Source organism: Leifsonia poae (assembly GCF_050632195.1).
GTDB classification, from domain to species: domain Bacteria; phylum Actinomycetota; class Actinomycetes; order Actinomycetales; family Microbacteriaceae; genus Leifsonia; species Leifsonia poae_C.
The window spans coordinates 465,090-484,733 of sequence record NZ_CP192580.1; the positions used below are offsets into that span (position 1 = coordinate 465,090).

The window sequence follows — 19,644 nt, forward strand, 5'->3', positions numbered from 1 at the left end:
GTATCCACAGCAGCGAGTTCTCCACATTTCCGGTCTGCCCGGAGCATCCCCGAACAGCGAGGAATACAGTCGTGAGCATGGTCAATGACACGGAGGGCACCGAGGCGCGCCCGTCGCAGATCGCTGGCGAGGCTGTCGAACTCGTTCGAACCTGGCTCGCCCAGAGTGCGAGCGAGGTCGACGGCGCAAAGCCGAAGGACGATCCCGCGGCCGAGCGTCTGGCCGGCGTGCTGAAAGACCCGAACGGGCTCGATTTCGCTGTCGGCTTCGTCGACGGGGTTGCGCGGCCGCAAGACCTGTTCGTCGCCGGATACAACCTGCAGCGGATCGCGAAGAAGATCCCGGCGTTCCTGCCGTGGTACATGCGCTTCGCCATCTGGCTGGGCGGGGTCTTCGGCCCGGTTCTTCCGTGGATCGTCATTCCGATCGCGCGTCGAGTGCTGCGCGGGATGGTCGGACACCTCGTCGTCGACGCGACGCCGGAGAAGCTCGGCCCGGCCATCGCGCACCTGCGCAAGTCGACGGATCCGCAGGGCCACGGTGCCCGGCTGAACCTCAACCTCCTCGGCGAGGCCGTACTGGGCGAGAAGGAGGCGGCGCGACGTCTCGAAGGCACGCGGGCGCTCCTCGCTCGGGACGACGTCGACTACGTGTCGATCAAGGTCTCCTCGATCGCCTCGCAGCTGTCGATGTGGTCGTTCGATGAGACGGTCGCCCGGGTAGTGGATCGCCTCACGCCGCTCTACGAGCTCGCGGCCTCGTCGCGCGAGCCCAAGTTCATCAACCTCGACATGGAGGAGTACCGCGATCTCAACCTGACGATCGCGGTGTTCACGGGCATCCTCGCCAAGCCGCAGTTCGTCCGCCTCGAAGCAGGGATCGTCCTGCAGGCCTACCTCCCCGATGCGCTCGACGCTCTGCAGGGGCTCACCGAGTGGGCGACCGAGCGACGGATGCGCGGGGGAGCGCCGATCAAGGTGCGTGTGGTCAAGGGCGCGAACCTCGCGATGGAGCGGGTCGATGCGGCGATTCACGATTGGCCGCTCGCGACGTACGACACCAAGCAGGCTACCGACACGAACTACAAGCGGGTGCTCGACTGGGCGTTGACGCCCGAGCACACCAACGCGGTGAAGATCGGCGTGGCCGGACACAACCTGTTCGATGTGGCATACGCGTGGCTGCTCGCTTCGCGACGCGGAGTCACCGACAGGATCGACTTCGAGATGTTGTTGGGCATGGCGACGGCGCAGGCCGACGCGGTCAAGCAGACGGTCGGCTCGCTGCTGCTCTATACGCCGGTGGTCAATCCGGCTGAGTTCGATGTGGCCATCTCCTACCTCATCCGTCGGCTTGAAGAGAACGCAAGCCAGGAGAACTTCATGTCGGCGGTGTTCGAACTCGAGTCGAACGCTGCCCTCTTCGAGCGGGAGAAGCAGCGTTTCCTCGCCTCGATCGCAGACCTCGAGTCCGATCCGAGTCCCCGCGGAGTGGCTCCGCTGCCGAACCGTCGGCAGGACAGGCAGCGCGAGTGGGAGGACGCCGAGTCCTTCACTCGCCCACCGGCCGCGCCCGAACCCGAGGGAGCTGCCGAGGGTCTGACCAGCGCGGTGCTCGGTCTGGAGCGCGGTTCGAGCGGAGGGGCCGGTGTAGGGGCTGCGGGCACTGCACTCAGCGGCTTCCACAACGCCGCTGACACCGATCCGTCGCTCGCGGTCAACCGAGCTTGGGGCCGCAAGATTTTGAGCCGGTCGGCCAACTCGGAGCTCGGTCTCGAGACCGTCGCGCGGGCTGCCGTGACGGATGCGGTCACCCTCGACCACCTCATCCGTACCGTGCAGGCGAACGGAGAAGCCTGGGGCCAGCGCAGCGGGTTCGAGCGGGCGAGCATCCTGGACCGGGCTGGGCTCGCTCTGGCGGCGAACCGCGACCGACTCATCGAGATCATGGCCGCCGAGACGGGTAAGACCATCGCGGAGGCCGACCCCGAAGTGAGCGAAGCGATCGACTTCGCGCACTACTACGCCACCCGCGCGCGTGAGCTCGACACCGTTCAAGGGGCGACCTTCGTACCGTCGAAGCTCACCGTGGTGACGCCGCCCTGGAACTTCCCGGTGGCGATTCCCGCCGGGTCGGTGCTGTCGGCGCTCGCCGCAGGCAGTGGCGTGATCATCAAGCCGGCACCGCAGGCGATCCGATCGGGTGCGGTCATGGTCGAGGCTCTGTGGGAAGCCGGCATTCCGCGAGAGCTGCTGGCGCTCGCCGACGTGTCCGAGAACGAGCTCGGCCAGGCCCTGGTGTCCGACCCGCGCGTCGACCGAGTGATCCTCACGGGCGCGTACGAGACCGCGAAGCTCTTCCGCTCGTGGCGCCCCGATCTTCCGCTCCTGGCCGAGACCAGTGGAAAGAACGCGATCATCGTCACTCCGAGTGCGGACTACGACCTCGCGGTGGCCGACATCGTCAAGAGCGCTTTCGGGCACGCCGGTCAGAAATGCTCGGCGGCCAGCCTGGTGATCCTCGTCGGCTCGGTGGCGAAGTCTGAACGATTCCGGCATCAGCTCGTCGACGCGGTGGCGAGTCTGCGGGTCGGCTATCCGCAAGACCCGACCAGCCAGATGGGGCCGCTGATCGAACCGGCGAGCGGAAAGCTGCTGCACGCGCTCACGACCCTCGGCGGCGAGGAGGAGTGGCTTGTGCAGCCCAAGCAGCTCGACGGCACCGGACGGTTGTGGACACCCGGCGTTCGCACCGGTGTGCAGCCCGGCTCTTACTTCCACCTCACCGAATTCTTCGGGCCTGTGCTCGGCGTCATGAGTGCGCGCAACCTCGAAGAGGCGATCCGCTATCAGAACGCGATCGAGTACGGGCTCACCGCAGGCCTGCACTCGCTCGACTCCGAAGAGCTCGCGCATTGGCTCGACACCGTCGAGGCCGGCAATCTCTACGTGAACCGAGGGATCACCGGAGCGATCGTGCAGCGTCAGCCCTTCGGCGGTTGGAAGCGGTCGTCGGTCGGTGCGGGTACGAAGGCCGGAGGCCCGAACTACCTGATCGGCTTGGGCTCATGGAAGCCTGAGGCCGGCAACTCCAGCACGAGTCTGCACCTGCGCGGCCTCGACAAGCGCGTGAGCGAACTGATCGAATCCGGGCAGTCCTCGATGGACTACACGGCCTTCGACCTCGTTCGGCGGTCGGCGCTCAGCGACGCGATCGCGGCCGCAACGGAGTTTCACACGGTGAAAGACGTCTCCGCCGTTGGAGCGGAGCGCAACCTCTTCCGCTACCGTCCGGTACCTGTCGCCATCCGTCTCGCCGACGACGCCGAGCTGCCCGCGCTACTCAGGATTCTCGCGGCGGCGACCGTCGCCAGGTCGCCGTACAGCGTCAGCACGTCCGCGAAGCTGCCACGCGCTGTCCACCAGATCCTGCGCGACCGCGACGTGGAGGTCACCGTCGAGACCGACCAGCAGTGGCACGGGCGCGTCGCCGCAGGAACCGTGAAGGAGCACCGCATCCGGCTCATCGGGGGAGACCCGAGAGCGCTGGCCACGGCGCTCGGTGGGACTCCGGATGTGGCGGTGTACGCGAATCCGGTAACCCCTTCCGGCCGCATCGAACTGTTGCCGTTCGTGCATGAGCAGGCAATCTCGATCACCGCTCACCGTTTCGGCAACCCGTCGCGACTGTCAGAGGGTGTCATCTAGAGGCACGAGCGACCCGCTGGTGATTAGCCTGGACGTATGACCATTCCCAGGATCGCCCTCAACTCCGGCACCAGCATCCCGCAGCTCGGACTCGGAACGTCACCGCTCAACGATGCCGAGGTCGAACGCGCCGTGATCGAGGCCCTGGAGATCGGCTACCGGCACATCGACACGGCCGTCCGGTACGGCAACGAGGTCGGCGTCGGGCGTGGCATCAGCGACAGCGGGGTGCCGCGCGAGGAGGTCTTCGTCACGACCAAACTCGACGGAGAGTTCCAGGGTGACGATCGAGCGATCGCCGGGCTGGACGCATCCCTCGACCGGTTAGGACTCGACTACGTCGACCTTCTGCTCATCCACTGGCCGCTCCCGGCCCGCGACGACTTCGTCTCGACGTGGAAGACCTTCGCGAAACTGCAGACAGCCGGCAGAACTCGCGCGATCGGCGTCTCGAACTTCAAGCCGGCGCACCTCGACCGTCTCATCGCCGACACCGGTATCACCCCGGCCGTGAACCAGATCCAGCTCAACCCGTATGTCACCCGTCACGAGCAGCGCGAGTACAACGCCGAGCACGGGATCGTCACCGAATCGTGGAGCCCGCTCGGCGCCGGCGGCGACCTGCTCACGTCCTCGCTGCTCGCCCGCATCGGCGCGAAGTACGACAAGACGCCCGGTCAGGTCGTGATCCGGTGGCACCTCGACAACGGGCTGGTCGTCATCCCGAAATCGCAGAACGCGGAACGCCTCGCCCAGAACCTCGATGTGTTCGACTTTGCTCTCGACGCGGACGATCTCGCCGAGATCGCCACGCTCGACCAGGGACCCGGCGCGGGCGTCGATTCCGACGCCTCGGGACACTGAGCGCGCGTCGGCCCTAAGAGGAGGGATGCGGTGCGAGCGGCAGCACTACGGTCGCCACCAGCCCGCCGCCCTCCGCGTTCGCCAGAACGACGCTTCCCCCGGCTGACCCGGCCAGCGCACCCACGATCGCGAGCCCCAGGCCGCCCCCCGAATGGCCCGTGCGCGCGCCATCGGCACGGGTGAACCGGTCGAGCGCCACCGGGATGAAGTCCAGCGACATCCCGGGCCCGCTGTCGTGCACGGTGAGGATCACCTCTGCGGGTGTGGCCGTCAACTCGGCAGTGACGATCCGCTCGGGGCGACCGTCGCCGTCCGGGTCGGCGACGTCCCCAGTCTGGTGGCTCGGCGCTCGCGATCGCGGTGATCGCGTTGCCGAGCAAGTTGTCCAGGATGCGCCCGAAATCGGTCGGCGACAGAGCCACGAGCGCGTTGAGGGACTGGCGTTCGCGCGGTCGGTAGTCGAAGTCGATCGAGATCTCGGGGGCGTTCGTCTCGTCCGTGCGACGGGATGCGATCAGCCGCGCCCGGTCGATGGCGTCAGCGAGCTCGTCCGTGAGCGTGCGCCAGTCCGTGCGACCGCTCGACGGGCCGGCCTCGATCCGCGAGAGCTCGAGAAGGTTGCTCGCGAGCTGCCCGAGCCGCATGGCTGTGGCATGCGAGGAGCGGATGGCGGCTAGCAGCGCATCCGCATCGCCCGCGTCGAGCTCCGCGAGCTCGAGCTGACCGCGCAGCACGGCGAGAGGCGTGCGCAACTCGTGGCTCGCATCCGACACCATCTGACGCTCACGGTCGGCGGATGCGCGAAGCCGGCGGATCAGATCGTTCAGCGTGGTGGCGAGGGCGGCGAGCTCGTCGTTGGCCGGGCCCACAGGAAGCAGACCGGTCGAAGAGACGTCGGCGATACTTTCGGCGCGCTCGCGCATCCGACTCACCGGGCGCAGAGCTGCGCGCGCGAGGAGCCAGGATGCGCCACCGAATCCCACGATCACCACCGCTGCTCCCACCAGCAGCAATGAGGTGAGTCGATCGAGCACAAGATCGGTCGTCTCGTTGTTGCGCGCCGCAATCACGCGGAACGTTCCGTCGCTGGTCGGCACCGCCCGCACGAGCACGACATACCGCTCGTCGCCGGTCTGCACGGCGGTCGGGTCGTCGCCCAGATTCAGGAGGCTCGGCGTTCGCGCCTCGAGGGCGGCGGGGAGGCTCGAGTGGAGGATGCGCCCGTTCGGGCCGACGATAGCCAGCTCCTGTCCTCCGCCGGGAAGTGCAAACGGTCCTCTCGGATCGGCCTTCACCGCTTGCGTGGGCGCCGCGACATCGTTGTTGAGCAGGGTGACCGTGGCGTTGTGCAGGATCGACGCGACGCCGAGGCGCACGACCTCGACCGCGACGAGGCCGAACAGGGTTGCGACGATGAGGCTCCCGATGGTGATGCGGGCCGTGATCGAGAGCCGCCGCAGCCAGCTCACGACGACGGCGCCTCGGCGTTCTTGGCATCCAACCGATACCCGCGGCCGCGCTCCGTGACGATGGCGAGACCGGCTCCCGCGATCTCCAGCTTCTTGCGGAGGTACGACACGTACTGGTCGATGACGTTCGTGCCGATATTCTCGCTCGTGCCCCACACGGTCTCGAGGATGTCGGAGCGCGCGAGCGTCTTGTCCGGGTTGGTCGCGAACAGTCGCAGCAGCGTGAACTCGCGGCGGCTGAGCGGCATCTCGTGTCCGGCGACGAGTGCGCGGTGCTCGTGGGAGTCGATGGTGAGGCGTCCGACGGTGACCTGGGGGCGCATCCCGCTCGGCTCCCGCCGCAGCAGGGCGCGAATGCGCGCCGCGAGTTCCGCGAACGCGAACGGCTTGGTGAGGTAGTCATCGGCGCCGGAGTCGAGCCCGTGCACCCTGTCCTCGATCGCATCCCGAGCCGTGAGCAGCAGGATGGGCATCGGGTTGGCGGCCTCACGCACGTGGCGGCAGAGTTCGAAGCCGCTCATCCCGGGCAGCATCACGTCGATCGCTGCCGCCGAGAACGGCTGGGCGCGGAGCGCGATCATCGCGTCCACACCGTTCGTGACCAGTGTCACGTCGTAACCCTCGGCGGTGAGCCCTCGCTCGACGAGGCCGCCCATGTCGGGATCGTCTTCGACAACCAGCAGTTTCATGCGTTCATCGTGCCACCGTTTGCCGTGGTGGTGCTCGAAGTCTTCGGCTGACGGATGCGCTCTGGCTGTGGATTTTCGCAGGTGCGAGTCAGGTACGGGTCAGATCGCGCCCGGCTGGCCCCTGGCCTGCGCTCAGCTTGACCCCTCGACCACACCCTTCAGCCCCGTGAGCGTCATGCCCCAGTTCTCCGCCATCCGGTCGGCTTCCGCGCGGTCGGCGCAGCCGTCCTGCGTGACGGTCACTCGCGTGCCCGAGCCCTCGGCTGCCAGCGTGTACGTCACGTTCTGGTAGCTCTCGGGCACGTCCGGCTTGCCGCTGAGCGGGCTGTAGTAGCTCGACGCCAGCAGGCGCGGCGGTTCGATCTCGAGGATGGTGCCCTTGTCCTCGTAGGGCTTACCCTCCCACTCGCCCCGGTAGACGATCGGACTCCCCTTCTTCCAGTCGGTGGAGACCTCCGTGCCGTACATGTATTTCGCGATCGCCGCCGGGTCGGTCAGCGCGTGCCAGACGGATTGCGGCGACGCGGCGACGAGGATGCTCGTTTCTGCTGTCTCGGTCATGGGACCATGCTCCGCGCATCCGGAACCGAATGCTTGAAGAAATGCGACGGCTGTCAGTCGTGTGCACGGTGGATCAGCCGGGAGAGCACGATCGCGCTGCGCGTGTGGTCGACGTTGGGGGCCAGCCGCACCTTCTCGAGGGCGGCCTCGAGGCTCGGGATGTCCCGCGACCGGATGTGCACGATCGCGTCGGCGCTGCCCGTCACGGTTCCGGCCTCCACGACTTCGGGCACGGCCGACAGGATGCGCAGCAACTCGTCGGGCGCGACGGTCCCGCGGCAGAAGAGTTCGACGTACGCCTCGGTGCTCATGCCGTCGATGGTCGGATCGACCTGAATGGTGAAGCCGCGGATGACGCCATCCGCGACGAGCCGGTCGACGCGGCGCTTGACGGCGGATGCGGACAGGCCGACGACCGAGCCGATGTCACCGTAGCCCGCGCGCGCGTTCTGGCGGAGGAGGTCGAGGATGCTGCGATCGAGGTTGTCCACGCCGCCAAGCATACGGTGGATCGTTGCGCCATCGGCTGCCATTGCGCAGAAATCGTGCGCGACGTTTCCGTGCGTGACGGTGCTTGATCGCGGGCCGCGGCGGGTTGCTTTCGCGGACGATGAACGCAAATAATCCGCATGAGTTTGGGATTCACAGCGTTTTCGTGCGCACATCGCCCGAAAAGTGAGCACATCATTGTGTGACACTATCCCCATGTCGATGATTCATGAGGACGCGGAGCCGCGCGTGGAACGGCCCGAACGCACGTCCACCGCGAGGTCGGTGCTGATGTGCCGTCCCGAGCACTTCACCGTCGTCTACCGGATCAACCCCTGGATGGATCCGCAATTACCGACCGACACATCCCTGGCCGTGCAGCAGTGGGACGCGCTCTACCGCACGTACCTCGACCTCGGTTTCGACGTCCAGCTCATCGACCCGATCGCTGGGCTGCCCGACATGGTCTACGCGGCCAACGGCGGTTTCGTCATCGACAACATCGCTTACGGCGCGAGCTTCACCTATGCCGAGCGGCAACCTGAGGGGCCGGCGTACATGGACTGGTTCCGGGCTAACGGATTCGACGTGGCCGTGCCGGAGCACATCAACGAGGGGAGGGTGACTTCCTGCTCGTCGGCGACACGATCCTCGCCGGAACAGGGTTCCGCAGCGCGAGCGACAGCCACCTGGAATTGGGTCGGCTGTACGGCCGCGAGGTCGTGAGCCTCACCCTGATCAACCCGAGCTTCTACCACCTGGACACCGCTCTCGCGGTGCTCGACGGAACGCCGGGCCAGGAGCACATCGCCTACCTGCCGAGCGCGTTCGACGAGGCGAGCCTCAGCATCCTGCGCGAGCGCTACCCGGACGCGATCATCGTGAACGACGAGGACGCCTCCATTCTCGGCCTCAACTCGTTCTCCGACGGCTACAACGTAGTCATCGCATCCCGCGCTGTCGACTTCGAGCGCCAGCTGCGGAAGCACGGTTACAACCCGATCGGCGTCGACCTCTCCGAGCTCCTGCTCGGTGGCGGGGGCGTCAAATGCTGCACGCTCGAACTTCGACGATGAGAGGACAGCCATGACCGACACCGAGACGGCGGCCCCGGAATCCGCCGAGACGGTCGCCCACCGCATCCACGCCGAATCGAAGGCCGCGACTCCGCGTCAGGCCGAGGCGATCGAGCGCGAGGAGGCGCACGCTGCGCACAACTATCATCCGCTCCCCGTTGTTGTGGCCGAGGGTGACGGCGCCTGGGTCACCGATGTGGACGGTCGCCGCTACCTCGACTGTCTTGCGGCATACTCCGCGGTCAACTTCGGGCACTCGAACCCGGTGTTGCTGGATGCGGCGCGAGCGCAGCTCGACCGGGTCACGCTCACGAGCCGCGCGTTCCACAACGACCAACTCGGCCCGTTCGTAGAGGCGCTTGCGCAGCTCGCTGGCAAAGACATGGTGCTGCCGATGAACACGGGCGCCGAGGCCGTGGAGTCGGGGATCAAGGTCGCCCGCGCCTGGGGCTACCGGGTGAAGGGCGTGCCCGACGGGCTGGCGAACATCATCGTCATGTCGGGCAACTTCCACGGGCGCACGACCACCATCGTGAGTTTCTCCGACGACCCGACAGCGCGCGACGGCTTCGGACCGTTCACGCCCGGGTTCCGCATGGTTCCCTATGGAGACGCCGAAGCGCTCGCCGCGGCGATCGACGAGAACACGGTCGCCGTTCTGGTCGAGCCGATCCAGGGAGAAGCGGGCATCGTCGTGCCGCCTGCCGACTACCTCCCGGCCGTCCGCAGGCTCTGTGACGACAACAACGTGCTCTTCATCGCCGACGAGATCCAGTCCGGGCTCGGTCGCACGGGTGCGACGTTCGCCTGCGACCTCGTGGGTGTGGTTCCGGATCTCTACCTCCTCGGCAAGGCGCTCGGTGGCGGGATCGTGCCGGTGTCGGCGGTCGTCGGAAACAAGGATGTGCTGGGCGTGCTCCAGCCCGGGGAGCACGGCTCCACATTCGGCGGCAACCCGCTGGCCGCGGCCGTCGGACGAGCGGTCGTCGGGATGCTCGCGACCGGCGAACTGCAGGAGCGCGCGCAGCTTCTCGGTCAGCGGTTGCACACCGGACTCGAGCGCCTCGTCGGGCACGGCGTCGTCGCGGTCCGCGGTGCCGGACTTTGGGCAGGTGTCGACATCGACCCGGCGCTCGCGACCGGCCGCGAGGTCTGCGAGCTGCTGATGGAACGCGGCCTGCTGGCCAAAGATACGCACGGCTCCACGATCCGGCTCGCACCGCCGATCGTCGTTGACCCCTCCGACCTCGACTGGGCCGTCGATCAGCTGGCGGCGGTGCTGGAGGATCTGTCCGAACGGTGACCCGACACCGTGGACGGCGGGCGGATGTGCGGCTGACCCGATGCCGCGCATCCGCCGAATTCGTCTAAAGGACTCACCCCGCGCTCGCCGGAGCCCCGCCAAACGCGCTGAAAGCGTTCCATTGCGCGATGCGGAGTGGGAGCATGTCCGCATGAGCAACGCGACGGCGCGTAAGGAATCATCGGAGCCGGCGGGGGAGCGCAAGACCTTCTTCGGCCAGCCGCGGCCACTCGCCACCATCTTCGGTGTGGAGATGTGGGAGCGGTTCTCGTTCTACGGGATGCAGGGCATCCTCCTCATCTACCTCTACTACTCCGCCGCGCGCGGAGGCTTGGGCATCGACCAGGCGACGGCGGCCGGCATCGTCGGCGCATACGGCGGGGCGGTCTACCTCTCGACGATCCTCGGGGCGTGGCTCGCCGACCGTATGTTCGGTTCGGAGCGCGTGTTGTTCTGGAGCGCGTTCGTCATCGTGGTCGGCCACCTGTCGCTGGCGGTGCTGCCGGGGGTCAGTGGGGTGATCGCGGGTCTCATCTTCATCGCGCTGGGCAGTGGCGGGTTGAAGGCGAACGCGACGCGCATCGTCGGCACGCTCTACGACGAGCACGACAGCCGGCGGGATGCGGGATTCTCCCTCTTCTACCTCGGCATCAACCTGGGCGCGTTCTTCGGCCCCTCCTGACGGGACTCTTGCAGACCACGCTCGGCTTCCACTGGGGCTTCGCGCTCGCCGCGGTCGGGATGACGATCGGGCTCATCCAGTACTCCTTCGGGCGCAAGCGCTTCCCGGAGGAGGCCCACGAGGTGCCCAATCCGCTTCCGGCCTCGCGTCGCCAGCTCGTGATCTGGGTCGCGGTGGCGGCCGTGGTCGTCGTCGTGGTCCTGGTGCTGACCGGGGTGATCACCGCGCAGAACCTGGCGTTGATCGTGATCGGCCTCGTCATCGTGGCGACGATCGCCTACTTCGCGGTCATCCTGAGCTCGAAGCTCGTGAGCGGGGATGAGCGCAGCCGGATCGTGGCGTTCATCCCGTTGTTCATCGTCAACGCCGCGTTCTGGTCGCTGTACCAGCAGCAGTTCACCGTGCTGACGATCTACTCGGACGAGCGTCTCGACCGCAACATTCTGGGCTGGGACTTCCCAGTTTCGTGGGTGCAGTCCATCAACCCGATCTTCATCATCATTTTGTCGGGCGTTTTCGCGGCGATCTGGACGAAGTGGGGCGACAAGCAGCCGTCGACCCCGCTGAAGTTCGCCGCCGGAACGGTCGTGATGGGACTCGCCTTCCTCCTCTTCCTGTTCTGGGCCGGAGGAGGCAAAAACAGCACGCCGCTGCTCGCGATCATCGGCATCCTGTTCGTCTTCACGATCGCTGAGTTGCTGATCTCCCCGTGGGGTTGTCGGTGACGACCAAACTCTCTCCGCACGCGTTCCGCGCGCAGATGGTCGCGCTGTACTTCCTCTCGGTGTCGCTGGGGACCGCGCTGGCGGGACAGCTGGCCAAGCTGTACGCGCCGGAGACCGAAGGGATCTATTTCGGAGTGATCGGCGGCATCGCCATCGTGATCGGCGTCATCCTCGCGCTGATCAGTCCGTGGGTGCTCAAGATGATGCGCGGGGTGCGGTAGACCCTCTCTCCCAGGCAGTATGGAGGCATGGCTGAGCTGCTGGCGCTGTGCAGGGTGGAGAAGCTGCTTCCGGACGCGGGCAACGTCGGTGTGACCGCGATCGACAAGCAGCCCGTCGGCGAGCCGCTCCGGGTGCGTCCCTACGGCCTCTTCGGCGACGTGCAGGCCGACCGCAAACACCACGGCGGCCTGACGAAAGCGCTCTACGCATATGCGGACGAGGATGCGGACTTCTGGGCCGCCGAGCTCGGCCGCGAGATCGCCCCGGGCATGTTCGGCGAGAACCTGCGCACGGTCGGACTGGACGTGAACGGCGCCGAGATCGGCGAGCGCTGGCGCATCGGCGACGAGCTCGTGGTCGAGGTCACCTGTCCGCGAACGCCGTGTGCGACCTTTCAGCGCTGGATGCACGAGCCGCAGTGGGTCAAGCGATTCACGGTCGCCGGTCGGCCCGGCGCGTACCTCCGGATCGTTCATTCGGGCACGATCGGAGCCGGCGACGCCATCGAGGTGCTGTCACGCCCGGGTCATGGCGTGAGCGTCGCATCCTGGTTCACGGCGGCTGACGTCGAGCAGGCCGAGGCGCTGGAGGAGGCCGAGCGCGTTGGGTCTGTCGCGTTGGTGCCGGAGATGCGCGGGGCGATGGAGAAGGCGCTGGGCGTGGGGGCTCGGCGGTAGAACCGCTCTAGCCTGGCGCGGTTGCGCGTCTCGCACCCGCACTTTTCGCACGACTCGGCGTCCGGCGGAGACCGACAGGCTACCCCATTTCGGGGGTGATACTTCCCGTGAGTCGCCAGTGATACTCGACGAGTCCCATCGAGTCGTGGCATTCTGACAATAAAAGTATTAAATATAAGTATTGCAGATTCTGTTAGCTTCGCCGAATGGGGAAATTCGGGGGGCGCTGTGCTCGGCGACTGCTAGGGCGGTTGACGGTATTCGCTGTCGCGCTGGTGGGGCTATCGATCGGAATCGGAGGTGCGCCTGGTGCACACGCACAGGAGCAGATCGCTGTCTCCGCTCACTCGCACACACCATGCGCGGCTGAGCGCGACGTCTCCGACTGCGATGCCGACACTGACACCATCCCGGACACCGTCGAGCGCGTCGTCTGCGGCACTGCGACCTGCGCCACGGGCCGGGAGGACGTAGATGGGGACGGCATCCCCGACTGGACCGAGGTCCTTGCCTGCGGCACGGCGTCGTGTGCATCGCCGACGACAGACCGGGACGGCGATGGCATTCCCGACTATGCCGAGACGCTCACCTGCGGCACGGCGACATGCTCCAACGGATTCGAGGACGCCGATCACAACGGGGTGAGCGACTGGGCGAGCTTCGTCATCTGCGGAACGCGCGACTGCGCAACCGGCTCGGAGGACTACGACGGCGACGGCATCTCGGATGCGGTCGAGCTCGCGGCATGTGTGCGGCACCAAGACGACCTCGCGCGCACAGGGTCGACCATCGCGATCTGGCTGATCGCCTTGATCGGTGCAGGTCTTGTCGGCACGGGCCTCGCACTGGCGCGTAAGCGCGCGCTCTTCCGGGCGGCGCTCGGGCTTCCGGATGCGCTCGAGACCCGTGCGGCGGGAGCGCGAGCGTGACCGGGCCGCGTGCGACCGATTCGCGCATCCCTTCGTCTATCGGTCGTGGAGTGATCGCAGCCGTGGCTTCGGCTGCCTTGACATTGGCGGGCACTGTGACGGCGGCCGAGGCCTCTCCGGTGGAACAGGCGAGGCGCATCCAGGCGGCGACGTTGGCCGAGGTGCGGGAAGCATCGCGAGTTCAGGATGCCCGCGTCGTTGCCGAGACAGCCACGCCAGATCCTGCCGCGACGGGAACGATCATGCCTGAGAAGCCCTCGACGGTTGAGGCAAACGATCTCGGAGTATCGGCCACTTTTTCCGGCCACGATGTCGAGAGTGAATTGGCCGTCACGGTCGGTGCGGCATCGAAGGATGCGCTACGTGCCGCCCGAGCCGAGTCGCCCGGCAACGGCGCTGTGGTCTCCGATCCGGTGGAGATCGTTGCGACGACCGCTGAGGGTGAGGACATCACGTCTTTCGAGCCCAAAGCAGTGAACACCCGAGGTGGCGGCGAAAAGGGACCCATCGTGTCGGATGTGGTTCCGGGCGTGAAGCTCGAGATCGAGCCCGACAAAGCTTTGATGAAGGCGTCGAAGGTCAGGGCCTCCTCGCTGAAGATCTACACGCGCGAGCGGTCGGGGGATCCGTGGACGTTGCTGCCGTCGTACTACGACGCGAAGTCCCGCACGGTGCGCGGAGAGTCCGACCACCTGTCGCAGTTCGTTGTCATCGGCGTCCCTTTCCCGGTGCCGCCGGGTCCCGTGATCGTTCTCGACCCCGACAATGACGAGGGACACGTCTCGACGCCGGCGCCACCCGTCACCGAGTTCGGGTACAACAGGGCGCTGGCCAACGGGCTCAAAACCATGTTCGAGAACAACTGTCAGGCGACGGTGACTCTGACCAACGACGGATCCAACCGGATGCTGTCCCGCGATCTCCGAGCTGGGATCGCGGCTGCGGCCGCGCCGGCTCTCACACTCGGCATCGGGTTCAACACCAACCGTGGCAAGGCATGGGGTGATCCGACACAGGGTGGCACCCAGGTCTACTCGCGAGGGGAAGCGCTCGACCAGGCCGTCTCGTCGGCCTTAGTCGGAGTGCTGCCTTCGTACACCGGTCGTCCGGCCAAGACGATGCCGAACAACGGCAACTTTCCGCATCCTGAGTTCGCGGGGCTACCGGGGGCCATGACGCACATCGAGGCGTTGTTCATGGACAACAACTTCGACCGTCCGGTGATCGACGGCGCCTTCCAGCACATCACCGACGGGGTGTTCACGGGCCTCGGAGCGTACCTGGAGTCACAGGGCTTCGACTGCACGGATCCCGTCACGGGTGGATGGCCGACGCCGCCGTCGGCGGCCGAGCTGGCGAAGTGGCGTGACCTCGGTCACCAGAGCTACCTCACCTATGGCGGCGACCCCGTTTCCTTCTCCACGGGAAACCTCGTCGAAGACGAAAAGCTTTTCAGCGTGCCGGGCGTCGGCGGATCGTCAATGGACGTCACCCTTACTTACAACTCGCAGGATGGGCGCCTCACCCGGGTAGGAGCTGGCTGGTCCTTCGGACTGGGAGCGAAGGCGCAACGGTTCATCGACGGCTCGGTCCTTGTCGAAGGCGGCGACGGCGCCTCGTACGTGTTCACCTCGGATGGGCACGGAGGCTACGTCGGCGAGACTGGACAGCACGAGACGCTGACCGAGGCGGGCGGTGGACTACTGAAGCTCACCGCGGTGTCGGGTGAATCGTGGGTCTTCGACGCAGGCGACATCGATGGGATCGGTGAGCTCGTGTCGCACACGGACGCTAGCGGCAACACCACAGTCCTTGGCTATGGCCCTGCGAACCCCAAGGTGAACCAGTTCGTGCCGTTGACCTCGATCACGGACTCGGCCGGCCAGACCATCCAGGTGCAGTCGGACACGCTCGGACGAGTGACAGGATTCACTCGACCGGGCGGGGACAAGTGGAGCCTCAGCTACGACGGGAACGGCAATCTGACCACCATCACGCTGCCTGACGGTCGCACACGCGCCTTCAGCTACGACGCGACACACCAACTGCTCGAGGCGAAGGATGCGACCGGCACGCTCTATCTGAAAAACGAGTACGACGCTTCCGGTCGGGTCGTCAAGCAGTGGGACGCCGACGGCAACCTTCGAGTTTTCGACTACTCATCTGCGAACGAGACGGTCTACACCGACAACCTCGGTCGCATGTCCCGGTTTGCGTTCGACGACAAACATCGAATCACCAAAGTCACGCATCCCGACGGCACCAGCGCCGCTTACGCGTTCGACGACCAGAACAACGTCACCAGCGTGACCGATGAGGCCGGTCGCGCCACCGACTACGCGTATGACGTCGACGGCAATCTGACCCGCGAGACGGCTCCCGATGGCTCGGTCGCCAAGTACACGTACACGCCGACTGGGGATCTCGCGACGGTCACCGATGCGGGCGGGGCGAGTGGCGCATCCCGTACCACCGCTTATGACTACGACGCGGCCGCAAACGTCACCGCGATTCATCGCCCCGATGGCACCACCGTCACGAACAGCTATGACGCCTCCGGAAATCTGGTCGCTGTTCGACAACCGTCCGGTGCTACCACGAGTTGTGCCTACGGCGCGGCGGGCAAACTCCTCACGATGACCGACCCTGTCGGAGGCGTCACTCGGTACGCATACGACGAAGCCGGTCGTATGTCGTCGCAGACTGATCCGAACGGCAACCTCACGCTCTACGCCTGGGACTCGGGGGACCGCCTGATCACAGTGACGGATGCCGCTGGCGGGGTCACGACGTACGGCTACGATGCGAACGACCACGTCGCACGCGTCACGGATCCGACCGGTGCGGTATCGACGTACAGCTGGGACGCGATGTTCCACCTCACCGCCTCAACCGACCCGACCGGCGCCGTCACGACGTTCGCGAACAGTGCCGAGGATGCGCTTCTGGCGACCGTCGATCCCCTCGGAAACACGACACACTTCACCCTCGATGACCGCGACAGGATTACGAAGACGGTCGACCCGAATGGCGGCGCCTGGAAACAGTCGCACGATGCGACCGGACTCATCACCTCGAGCACCAGCCCCTCGGGCGCCACGACGAAGTACTCGTACGACGATGCCGGTCGGATGGTCGAGGCGACTGATCCCACCGGGGCGCAGACCACCTGCGCCTACGACGCTGTCGGACGCCTGACGAAGACCACCGACGCCGATGGCGTGGCGACGACGTATGCGTACGACGAGCTCGACCGGGTCACCTCCACGAAGGACGGCCTCGGCGAGCGAACCCGCTATGGCTACGACCAGGACGGCAATCTCACATCAGTCACCGACCGCAATCACGCGGTGACGGCCTACCGCTATGACGCGGCTGGCAGGGTCACGTCTGTGACCACGCCCCTGGGCGAGATCACCCGATACTCCTACGACCCGGCGGGCAATGTCACGTCGGTGACCGATCCGCTCGGCCGCGTGACGACGAGCGCGTACACGCCTCTGAACCTCGTCGCTTCGGTTACCGACCCCTCCGGCGCCACTACCACTTTCGCCTACGACGCGAATGGTCGTCCGGCAAAGACGACGGACCCGCTCGGACACTCGAGCACGCTTGCCTACGACGCGGCTGGACGCCAGTCGTCGAGCACGGACGCCACCGGCGCGGTCACGGCTTACGGGTACGACGCAGCAGGGAACCAGACGTCGATGACGGATGCCCTCGGCCACGTCACCCGTTACGGCTACGACCCGGCGGCGCAACTCACTTCGGCGATTGAGGGATTCGTCAAGGGAGCCAAACCGTCGACTGCCGTCAACGTGACGACCCGCTACGCCTACGACACCGACGGGAACCTCACCACGGTGACCGACCCGAACGGGCACAAGACGGCCTCCACGTTCGACAAGGCGGGGAGACGCCTTGCGGAGACGAACCCCGTCGGCAACACCACGCGCTACGCATACACGGCCGCAGGCAGGTCGGCCGCTGTCGTCAACGGCGCCGGCCAGACCACGCGCCTCAGCTACGACAAGCGCGGCGACCTGACCCGCCAAGACCTCGGCGGACAGACGGCGAGATATGAGTATGACCGCAATCAAAACCTGATCGCGATGGTCGACCCGACCGGAACCACGGGCTTCGTGTACGACGCCGACGGCCGTCAGACCAGACAGATCGACCAGACCGGCGGCCACCTAACCTCCAGTTACGACAAGGCAGGCCAGCTCACAGCCCTGACACTGCCGACGGGGCAGTCCCTCGACTACACCTACGACAAATCCGGTCGGGTCACTTCGCAGACCTCGCCGTGGGGGAGCTTGACGTACAGATGGGACGCTGCGTCGAACATCACCGCCCTCGACCGCTCCACCGGCGTATCCACCAGTTATGGCTACGACGCAGCCGATCGCGTCACGAGCATCCTGCACCAGACGCCACAGCCTTCAGGGGATGCGCAGCCGGCACCGTCGACGAAGCCTGTGCCGGTCGTGTCGAAGAAGGCGAACGGATGCACGACGGTCGCCTCGTACCTCGGCGACCGGGCGGCGCCCGGAGCCGGAATCAACAAGTTGTGCAAACCCACCAACGCTTATCTCAGCAATCGGACACTCCCTGTGCCGGCCAACCCGGTCGCCGACGGTGGTTCGCTCGAATTCCGCTATACCTACGACGCCGATGGCAATGTGAGCAACGCTGCCCGCACGATCACGCCTCCGACCGTCTCGTCGGCCATTGGCACGCTTGCCCCGACCGCGTCCCCGACCCAGGGATCGGCTTCCCATTCCAAAGCACGTGCATCGGCTCCTGAGGCTCCGAAGCCAACGACGCAATCGGCCAGTTACAGCTATGACCCGCTTGGCCGGCTTGCCGCATCCGTCAGCTCCAAGGGTGAGAAGAACGAGTATGGGTATGACGCGGCAGGCAACAGGACGTCGTGGACCCACGCGGGCGGCAAATCGGCGGCGGCGGCTCAGTCGGCGTCGTTCAACGACGCGAACCAGTTGACGCGCACGGACACAACGGGTGCTGGCGCAGGCGGAGCCACGTACGATTACGACGGCGCGGGGAACCGCACCAGGCAGTCGGTCAGTGGCACATCCACGAGCTTCCGCTACGACCCGACCGGTCGCACCACCGCAGTAGAACGGGACGGCCGCACAAACACCTACGCCTACGATGGTCTGGGTCGTCAGGCATCGAGCACGGACGCGACAAAGTACGGCACCAACACCACGCGCACGGTCTCATCCGGCACCTCCGCGATTCAGCAGACGGACACTCTGCACGGTACGACCACACTGGTCCGGGATGCGGCGGGCAGTCTCGCCGAGCATGTCACCGGCTCGGGCGCCCCGACCTGGGATCTGCTCGATGGTCTCGGCTCGGTCGTCGCGGGCGCCACCGGCACCTCGATCACCCACCTCGCTTCGTACTCCGACTGGGGCGTCCAAGATTTCGACACCACTGGATGGTCGTCCCCCGAGGGCTTCACCGGTCAAGCCGCCGACCCGACCCAGGGCCTCAGTCACTTCTCCGCCCGCAGTTACGACCCTGCAGCGGCCACCTGGACAGCCCCGGACACGTACCGAGGGCTCCTCACCGCTCCTCAATCTCTCGCCCGCTATGCCTACGTCTCCGACAACCCGGCCACCTACATCGACCCCCACGGACACGCCTGTGCACGCCGCGGCTCTGGCGACGGTCTTCCGCTCGGCTGCGGGGCGCCGCCTGTCCAAGCCCATAACAACGTCACAATGCCGCCTCAAACCAGGAGACCGGTTCCCGCGAACCCGCCGCCACCGGTCCACGTGGTGCCCGCAAAGCCTAAAGCGATTGGACCGAACACTAAGAATCAGGTGTCTGGTCGACACGCGTGTCCTGCTGGAAAGTCGATCTACAGTAATCCGTACTCAGAGTCGGAATGCGTGTCAACGGCCGCCTTGAAGCAGCGATCCAAGAATTGGGACTCCTTCTTTAGCGTTCTAGGGTGGATTGGTGCTCTCGCTGGATTCGCCTCGCTGTTTCCAGGGATGCAATGGCTGGCACCGATCGCTTTCGTCGCAAGTGCCGCGAGTACCATCTATGACTGCATCAAAGGGGCTCCCGACTTGTCGGATGCGTCATCGGCATAATTACGACCGCTATTCCGGGCGGCGGACGAATTATTGGACGAGCGTTGAAGCGTCGAATTCAAGATTGGGCGCAAGACGCGATTGCCCAGGCAACGCGGGCGCTTGGTATATCTGGTG

10 protein-coding genes and 3 pseudogenes are annotated in these 19,644 nt (G+C 66.2%); 8 read left to right on the forward strand and 5 right to left on the reverse strand.

What is annotated here, in order from left to right:
- Positions 1–77: 77 nt before the first annotated feature.
- Positions 78–3,707, forward strand: coding sequence for a proline dehydrogenase family protein (locus ACQ86A_RS02505; protein ID WP_431279052.1), 3,630 nt, complete (start codon positions 78–80; stop codon positions 3,705–3,707).
- Positions 3,708–3,743: 36 nt separating this feature from the next.
- Entirely contained in the window at positions 3,744–4,571 is an 828-nt protein-coding gene (locus ACQ86A_RS02510; protein WP_431279053.1) for an aldo/keto reductase, read from the forward strand.
- A gap of 13 nt (positions 4,572–4,584) precedes the next feature.
- Here the strand turns inward: ACQ86A_RS02510 and ACQ86A_RS02515 are convergent, their stop codons facing one another.
- From ACQ86A_RS02515 to ACQ86A_RS02535, 5 genes and pseudogenes are all read right to left on the reverse strand, one after another.
- A complete protein-coding gene (locus ACQ86A_RS02515; RefSeq protein ID WP_431280355.1) occupies positions 4,585–4,824 on the reverse strand; it encodes an ATP-binding protein in 240 nt (79 codons plus the stop codon).
- 394 nt (positions 4,825–5,218) lie between these two features.
- A pseudogene (locus ACQ86A_RS02520) lies at positions 5,219–5,494 on the reverse strand (histidine kinase dimerization/phospho-acceptor domain-containing protein); the annotation flags it as partial.
- A gap of 542 nt (positions 5,495–6,036) precedes the next feature.
- A complete protein-coding gene (locus tag ACQ86A_RS02525; RefSeq protein WP_431279054.1) occupies positions 6,037–6,729 on the reverse strand; it encodes a response regulator transcription factor in 693 nt (230 codons plus the stop codon).
- Between the two features lie 132 nt (positions 6,730–6,861).
- Positions 6,862–7,290: an SRPBCC family protein gene (locus ACQ86A_RS02530; RefSeq protein ID WP_431279055.1), complete on the reverse strand. Its 429-nt coding sequence runs from the start codon at positions 7,288–7,290 to the stop codon at positions 6,862–6,864.
- Positions 7,291–7,343: 53 nt separating this feature from the next.
- Entirely contained in the window at positions 7,344–7,781 is a 438-nt protein-coding gene (locus ACQ86A_RS02535) for an Lrp/AsnC family transcriptional regulator (protein WP_431279056.1), read from the reverse strand.
- 220 nt (positions 7,782–8,001) lie between these two features.
- Between ACQ86A_RS02535 and ddaH the strand changes: the two are divergent.
- The 6 genes and pseudogenes from ddaH (at position 8,002) to ACQ86A_RS02565 (ending at position 19,527) form a co-directional block, all read left to right on the forward strand.
- A pseudogene (gene ddaH / locus ACQ86A_RS02540) lies at positions 8,002–8,855 on the forward strand (dimethylargininase).
- 10 nt (positions 8,856–8,865) lie between these two features.
- The gene (gene rocD / locus ACQ86A_RS02545; protein WP_431279057.1) at positions 8,866–10,158 is read left to right on the forward strand and encodes an ornithine--oxo-acid transaminase; all 1,293 of its coding nucleotides are present in this window, start codon (positions 8,866–8,868) and stop codon (positions 10,156–10,158) included.
- A gap of 151 nt (positions 10,159–10,309) precedes the next feature.
- Positions 10,310–11,786 (forward strand): annotated as a pseudogene (locus ACQ86A_RS02550) (peptide MFS transporter).
- Positions 11,787–11,813: 27 nt separating this feature from the next.
- Positions 11,814–12,464 (forward strand): MOSC domain-containing protein, encoded by a 651-nt coding sequence (locus ACQ86A_RS02555; protein ID WP_431279058.1) that lies wholly within the window; start codon positions 11,814–11,816, stop codon positions 12,462–12,464.
- Between the two features lie 251 nt (positions 12,465–12,715).
- Positions 12,716–13,393, forward strand: coding sequence for a hypothetical protein (locus tag ACQ86A_RS02560; protein WP_431279059.1), 678 nt, complete (start codon positions 12,716–12,718; stop codon positions 13,391–13,393).
- Positions 13,394–13,488: 95 nt separating this feature from the next.
- Positions 13,489–19,527, forward strand: a complete 6,039-nt coding sequence (locus ACQ86A_RS02565) for an RHS repeat-associated core domain-containing protein (RefSeq protein ID WP_431279060.1) — start codon at positions 13,489–13,491, stop codon at positions 19,525–19,527.
- Positions 19,528–19,644: the final 117 nt, after the last annotated feature.

Excerpts from the sequence above, each read along its gene's own strand:
- ACQ86A_RS02505 (WP_431279052.1), top strand. The coding sequence starts at position 78 with ATGGTCAATGACACGGAGGGCACCGAGGCGCGCCCGTCGCAGATCGCT.
- ACQ86A_RS02510 (WP_431279053.1), top strand. The coding sequence starts at position 3,744 with ATGACCATTCCCAGGATCGCCCTCAACTCCGGCACCAGCATCCCGCAG.
- ACQ86A_RS02525 (WP_431279054.1), bottom strand. The coding sequence starts at position 6,729 with ATGAAACTGCTGGTTGTCGAAGACGATCCCGACATGGGCGGCCTCGTC.
- ACQ86A_RS02530 (WP_431279055.1), bottom strand. The coding sequence starts at position 7,290 with ATGACCGAGACAGCAGAAACGAGCATCCTCGTCGCCGCGTCGCCGCAA.
- rocD (WP_431279057.1), top strand. The coding sequence starts at position 8,866 with ATGACCGACACCGAGACGGCGGCCCCGGAATCCGCCGAGACGGTCGCC.
- ACQ86A_RS02555 (WP_431279058.1), top strand. The coding sequence starts at position 11,814 with ATGGCTGAGCTGCTGGCGCTGTGCAGGGTGGAGAAGCTGCTTCCGGAC.